Source organism: Nocardia aobensis NBRC 100429 (assembly GCF_000308375.1).
GTDB lineage: Bacteria > Actinomycetota > Actinomycetes > Mycobacteriales > Mycobacteriaceae > Nocardia > Nocardia aobensis.
Genome location: NZ_BAFQ01000166.1, coordinates 1 through 5,318, shown reverse-complemented (window position 1 = coordinate 5,318; position 5,318 = coordinate 1). Strand labels below are relative to the sequence as shown.

The following is a 5,318-nucleotide window of genomic DNA, read 5'->3' as shown; positions in this document are numbered from 1 at the left end:
CCTCCATTTCCGCGGCCAGCGGCTGATAGTCGGGGCGTGTGGCGACCCAGGCGGCGAAACGCGGCCAGTCCCAGGCGCCGGCGCGGATGTCGGCGACCCGCAGGCCGCGGGTGTAGTCGATGGAGGCGGCGGTGAACGCGAGTGCGGCCTGCACCTGCTGCACATCCAGCGAGCTGGCGAACACCCGCACCTCCAAGGTGTGTCGCGGCAACGGGTTGATCGCCTGATATCGCTCGAGCCCGAGCGCGTGCTGCGGGCCCTTGGCGGTGTGAAGTGCACGTGCGCGGGCCGTGCTGTCGAACTGGGCGTAATGCGTGCGCCGACGCGCCAACCGAGTAACCGCGGTTTCGTTGCGGTACAACAATTTCAGCCACCGATACACATGCGCCGGGTTGGCGAACCCAGCACGGCTCGCGTGCACATGCAGCCCCACCGAGGCATCGGCCTCACACCCGAGCCGGCGCAGCTGCTCGAGCAGCGGCCACGGGAACTCGTCGATCGCGTACCGATAGGACATGGGATGGCTGACGAGCTCGAACCCGCACGGCCTGATGGACGAATCGCGTTTCAGATATCCGAGGTCACCGAGGTGGTCGGTGGCGAGTGCGGCGCAGGTGGCGACGCGGTGTTCGGGGACGATGATTTCCAACTCGAGGCCGAGGTAGAGGGGGCCGGTGCCGTGGAAGCGAGGGTCGGGACGGTAGGTGTAGTTCCACACCTTCCCCCTGTGGGCGCACGCCTCGCACCGATGCCCGGGTTGGACGAGGGTGTCGCAGTCGGGGCAGGCGCGGTATTGGCTGGCGCAGCGGGGGCAGGCGCGGTGCCCGCCGGAGATGTAGCGGCTGTCGGCACTGAAACGCCCGCAGCTGAAACACGCGGCGAACAACGCGCCCGCGCAACGGGCGCACACCGGGTGATCGGTGTCGGTGCGCAAGTGCGGGCCGGTCAACCCCCGGCACGACACACACCCCGCCCACCCGGTCAAGCAGTGAGCACACAACTCGGATTCCTCAGCGGTGCGAGTCAACCGCAGTGACGGGGTCCGGCAGTAATCGCATCGGGGCAGTTGCTGCCAACATGACTCACAGACAGCGGCATTCGCGATGCACAGCTCCGTTCCGGATGCCGTGCCGTCACAGATCGCGCACGGCGGGCCGAGGATCGGATCGGTCATGAACGCACACACCCTCCACAACAGAAAAGCGCCGGCCGACAACGGAGTCGACCGGCGCGGGACACGGACAGGAACAGGGGCAAGCAAGAACAACGGCGAGCAGGCGATCGGGATTGCGGCCTTCGGTCAGGCGGCCAGGCTGGGACGGGCGTATTCGCAGTCGTCGGCGGGTTGGCCGTGGTGGCGGCCCGGACAGTCGATAGACCTCAGGACGCGGTCGGTCACGGACAGGCGGGTGCGTGTCTCGGCTTCCAGTTCGTCGATGCGCGACTTCGCGATGGCTTCGTAGTGTTCGTGTGAACCGGTCACCGATTCCAAGGGAGGGAATCCGGCCTGGATCCACATGCGTACGTAGAGGCCGAACGCGGCGGTGTTGAGCGGGGCTTTCTGGCTGGCGTGCATGACCGCGAGCGCGACCTCGGCTGCGGTCCCCGGCGCCGGAGACAGGCCTGCGGCGACGCGGTCGAGCAGTTCACGGCAGTGCGAGCGGAACACGAATTCCTGCCGCATCCGCTCATGAGTCGGCATCAACAACGCGAACGAGTGGTAGAGGGTGTTGCGGTGGCGGGGATGGCGTCGCTGCGCGCGGGCAATTTCGTCCTCGGCCCAGTCGATCTGCTCGAACACCGGCTCGAGATCGGACAAACACCGAGACACCACCGACGCGACATCAGCGACAGCGACGAGCTGGCTTTCGGTCACAGGGACTCCTTTCGACAACAGGGGCAGCGCAGAAGACAGAGACGAGGGGCAACGCGAGCTGACGGCTGACGTCGCCTGACCGCGTTGCTGCGGACGCGGCGGCGCCGGATGGCCGGGGTTGGGCGTATCGTTGAGGTGCGAGGCGCGGGTTGATCTCACCCAGAATTTGGGAGATCCCGAGATGAACGACCCCGGTACAAGCAGAAGCGCACGCAGGCAAGACGCTGGGGAACTTGCTGCGCGGCTACATCATTCGCGGGAAGTGTTGGATCGCCGCCGCGCGGTCGAACGTCAACGCGAACAGAATGTCAGCGACGCCGTGCGAGGTTATTGGTCAGCGTGGCAAGCGATTTCAACGATTGAACAACGCCGCGACCGCCGCATCCGAGCGTTGCACGAAAAGATCGGTCACCTCGAACAGGCCGCCGCAACCGAAATCGCCGTGCACCACACCAGGCAGACGTCGGCCGTGGCGCGCATGAACGAGCACGGCTACAGCACCGACGACATCGCCGAACTACTCGAAATCAGCGTCAAGAACGCGCGGCAACTACTTGCCGCCGGACGGGCAGAGCCTGAACCAGGCGTGCAGACGGCACATCCTGAGAGCGATCCACCGCTCAACGAGCCGCAGCGGTCCGTGGAATCGGCAGAACAATCGCCCTAACTGGGAACCTGGAAATGCCCTGCCGCCGGGATCGCCGACCAAACGGTGCGCAAGCGAACTACGCCGGGCCTGCGGCAGTGAAGTCCTAAGAGCGTTGTTTACGGGCGATCACGCGTCGTTGAGGTAGCCCCCGGCGTTCCATACGATCCCCTGGAAACCGCCTGGGGAAACCGGATGTCGCACCGGGATTCCAGCGGCGGGCGCGAAGGGCCAAAAGCACATGCCACATCGATGGCAGTACACCCCTGCGCGCCACACCGCATAAGCCGCAGGCGCGCCGCGGCGAATCCGGGCCGACCGTCGCAGTCTCCGGAACGCGAACCACAAAATCAGCAACGACGGCAGCGCGAGGAAAAGCGCAAAACCAAAAGCCCCAATCAAAATCGAAGCAGTCGAGACGTCCGGATGTGGACGGCTAATCAGCACGCCCGCAGCGGCGAAATACACGACCGCAGGCAAGCTCAGCGCCACTGCGAGGGTTGTGAGGCGACCAGCAGCCCGGAAGCCAGGCTCGGGCGCGAGTGATTGTGCCAAATAACTGGATTGCGTTCGCTCAACGAGCGAGGAGCCCATGACCGGCACCAGACCCGACGAACTCACTCCGACACCTGAGTAGTAGTCGGTGTCATACACCGTCGAAGTTCCCGAAGCGCGGATCGCGGGAACGCTCTGCACGCAGTCGTCGTATCCGCAAGCGGGACAGGAGATATCGACGCTCATGAGGTTTCGATCCCCTCCGACCGCCGCTGCGCCGGGAAGATCGCAGGTGCGCAACAACGTCTCTGCTCGTAGCCGGTGGCGAGATGGTTGTGTCCATCGAACACCTCCACTCTGAGCCTGTCGATAGGTAAAACGAACAGTTGTGTCACGCATCGGGCACGTACCTCCTCATCTGCGACAGAAATGTGGTGCACATCACGCGAACCGGGGTCGGGGACGCTTGTTCGTCATTTGCGCGAATCCCTGAAGTACGCGTGCGCGTCCAGCGTGCTTGATAGCGACGCGGTCTGCTGGGACCCGTCACGTGTGGTCGATCGGTCTGCTGACGCCGTCAGTAGCAGGGAGGAGTTATTGACGGTGTCAGCAGAGACCGGGTATGGTTTGCGGCGGAAAATTGCGCGAAGTTTCGTGAAATTCCTGTCGCTACCGGCGGAGACGTTGCATCGAACGGCTCAGCTCGACTTTTGTGAGGCAGGGGTTAGGGGTTCGATTCCCCCAACTCCCAGGGGGCCTCGCACGGCCGGCTCGTCCAGGCGCCGCGCCGCGTCGCTCACTGTGTCTGCGCCGCCGGAGATGCGTTTGCTAGGTGCGTGGGCGAGCGTGACTCTCACTTGGGGAGCAAGTCCGGCGAATCTCACGCGACCTTGCTGGTGCCGACGAGTTGGCGGGGACGCCCCGATTGGTGACAGCGGCCGTCCGTCCGCGACGGGTTTGTCTAGCTGGTGCATCCGGATGTGTTGATGGTCAGCCATGCCGAAAATCCAGCAGCGCCAGGCCGCGGCAGATGCGCCCGGCATCCCTGCCGCGCACGGAACGGGTACGAATCCGTCGCGCATCAGAATCGGTCCCTCGGAGTCGTTACGGGCGACGACGATTCCGAAGTCGTCACAGCGCATCCCAGACGGGGGGACATGCAGGCGCTGGCTGGGATTGTCCAGGCCGACTTCGAGCACGCTTGCCAGCCGCGAGGCCCAAGAGTCAACTGACCGAGCACACTTGGATAGCCTTGTAGTCGCGAGGCACAGAGCGGGGATCTGTCGCAAGTCGATCGGGTGAGCCCGGTTTTGTCCGCAGACCGGTGCCGGGTTTCGCCTTAGACCGTGTCTTACGTGGTTGTGATTCGGTTGTGTTTCGTCGGATCTGGTTGTGCTGCATGATGTTCGACGTGTGGTCGATGAGTTGTCATGCCTTGTCCCGGACGAGTTGTGGGCTCTGGCCCGGCCGCTGTTGCCGGAATTCACCCCGCGTCCGCAGGGTGGTGGCACCGTGCCGACCGACGAGCGTGCCGTGTTCACTGCTGTGGTGTTCGTGCTGACCAGCGGCTGTGCCTGGCGGATGCTGCCACCATCGTTCGGTGTCACCGTCTCGACCGCACACCGCCGATTCAGCGCGTGGACCGAAGCCGGTCTCTGGCGGCGATTACACTGGGCCGTGCTGGACGAGCTGGGCAGCAAAGGCTTGGTCGACTGGTCGCGAGCGGTAATCGATGCGGCGTCGGTGCGAGCCAAAAAAGGCGACCTGTGACCGGGCCGAGCCCGGTCGATCGCGGCAAATCCGGCTCGAAGATCCACGTCCTGTCCGATCGCACCGGAATTCCTCTGTCCGTGGGTGTTTCGGCCGCCAACACCAATGATGCACAAGCGCTGCGGCCGCTGGTCAAAGCGATCTCCGCAGTCCGATCCCGACGCGGCCCACGGCGACGTAAACCCGCAAGCTGCACGCCGACAAAGCCTACGATGCCGCAGACCTGCGTCAATGGGTGCACGGCCGAGGTATCGGCGTCCGGATCGCTCGCAAAGGCATCGAGCCTTCCGAGCGGCTCGGTCGTCACAGATGGGTGATCGAACGCACGATTTCCTGGCTGACCGGCTACCACCGGCTCAACATTCGCTACGACCGCAAGCCAACGCACTTCCTCGGCTTCCTCACCCTCGCAGCGACATTGACGTGCTACAAGAAGTTGGCGAAACCAACGACATGAGACACGGTCTTAGCCCTTGGGCTCGGATGACCACGTGCCACGAACGCTGTGATTGGGCTGGCCGTCACGGCGGT

General features: G+C 64.5%; 4 protein-coding genes and 1 pseudogene. 2 read left to right on the top strand and 3 right to left on the bottom strand.

The features are described from left to right. Positions 1-949 (bottom strand): hypothetical protein (locus RJ03_RS21935; protein ID WP_174372336.1); only part of this gene is annotated, 949 nt, incomplete at its 3' end. 351 nt (positions 950-1,300) lie between these two features. After that, positions 1,301-1,801: a hypothetical protein gene (locus RJ03_RS21930; RefSeq protein ID WP_157163477.1), complete on the bottom strand. Its 501-nt coding sequence runs from the start codon at positions 1,799-1,801 to the stop codon at positions 1,301-1,303. Between the two features lie 337 nt (positions 1,802-2,138). Here RJ03_RS21930 and RJ03_RS21925 point away from each other — a divergent pair, with 337 nt between their 5' ends. Then, entirely contained in the window at positions 2,139-2,543 is a 405-nt protein-coding gene (locus RJ03_RS21925) for a hypothetical protein (RefSeq protein ID WP_036505424.1), read from the top strand. A 108-nt stretch (positions 2,544-2,651) separates the two neighbouring features. Here the strand turns inward: RJ03_RS21925 and RJ03_RS37290 are convergent, their stop codons facing one another. Further along, a complete protein-coding gene (locus RJ03_RS37290; protein WP_157163476.1) occupies positions 2,652-3,263 on the bottom strand; it encodes a hypothetical protein in 612 nt (203 codons plus the stop codon). A 1,167-nt stretch (positions 3,264-4,430) separates the two neighbouring features. On the opposite strand from RJ03_RS37290, the pseudogene RJ03_RS36760 reads away from it, so the two are divergent. Beyond that, a pseudogene (locus tag RJ03_RS36760) lies at positions 4,431-5,244 on the top strand (IS5 family transposase). Positions 5,245-5,318 lie beyond the last annotated feature (74 nt).

Excerpts from the sequence above, each read along its gene's own strand:
- RJ03_RS37290 (WP_157163476.1), bottom strand. The coding sequence starts at position 3,263 with ATGAGCGTCGATATCTCCTGTCCCGCTTGCGGATACGACGACTGCGTG.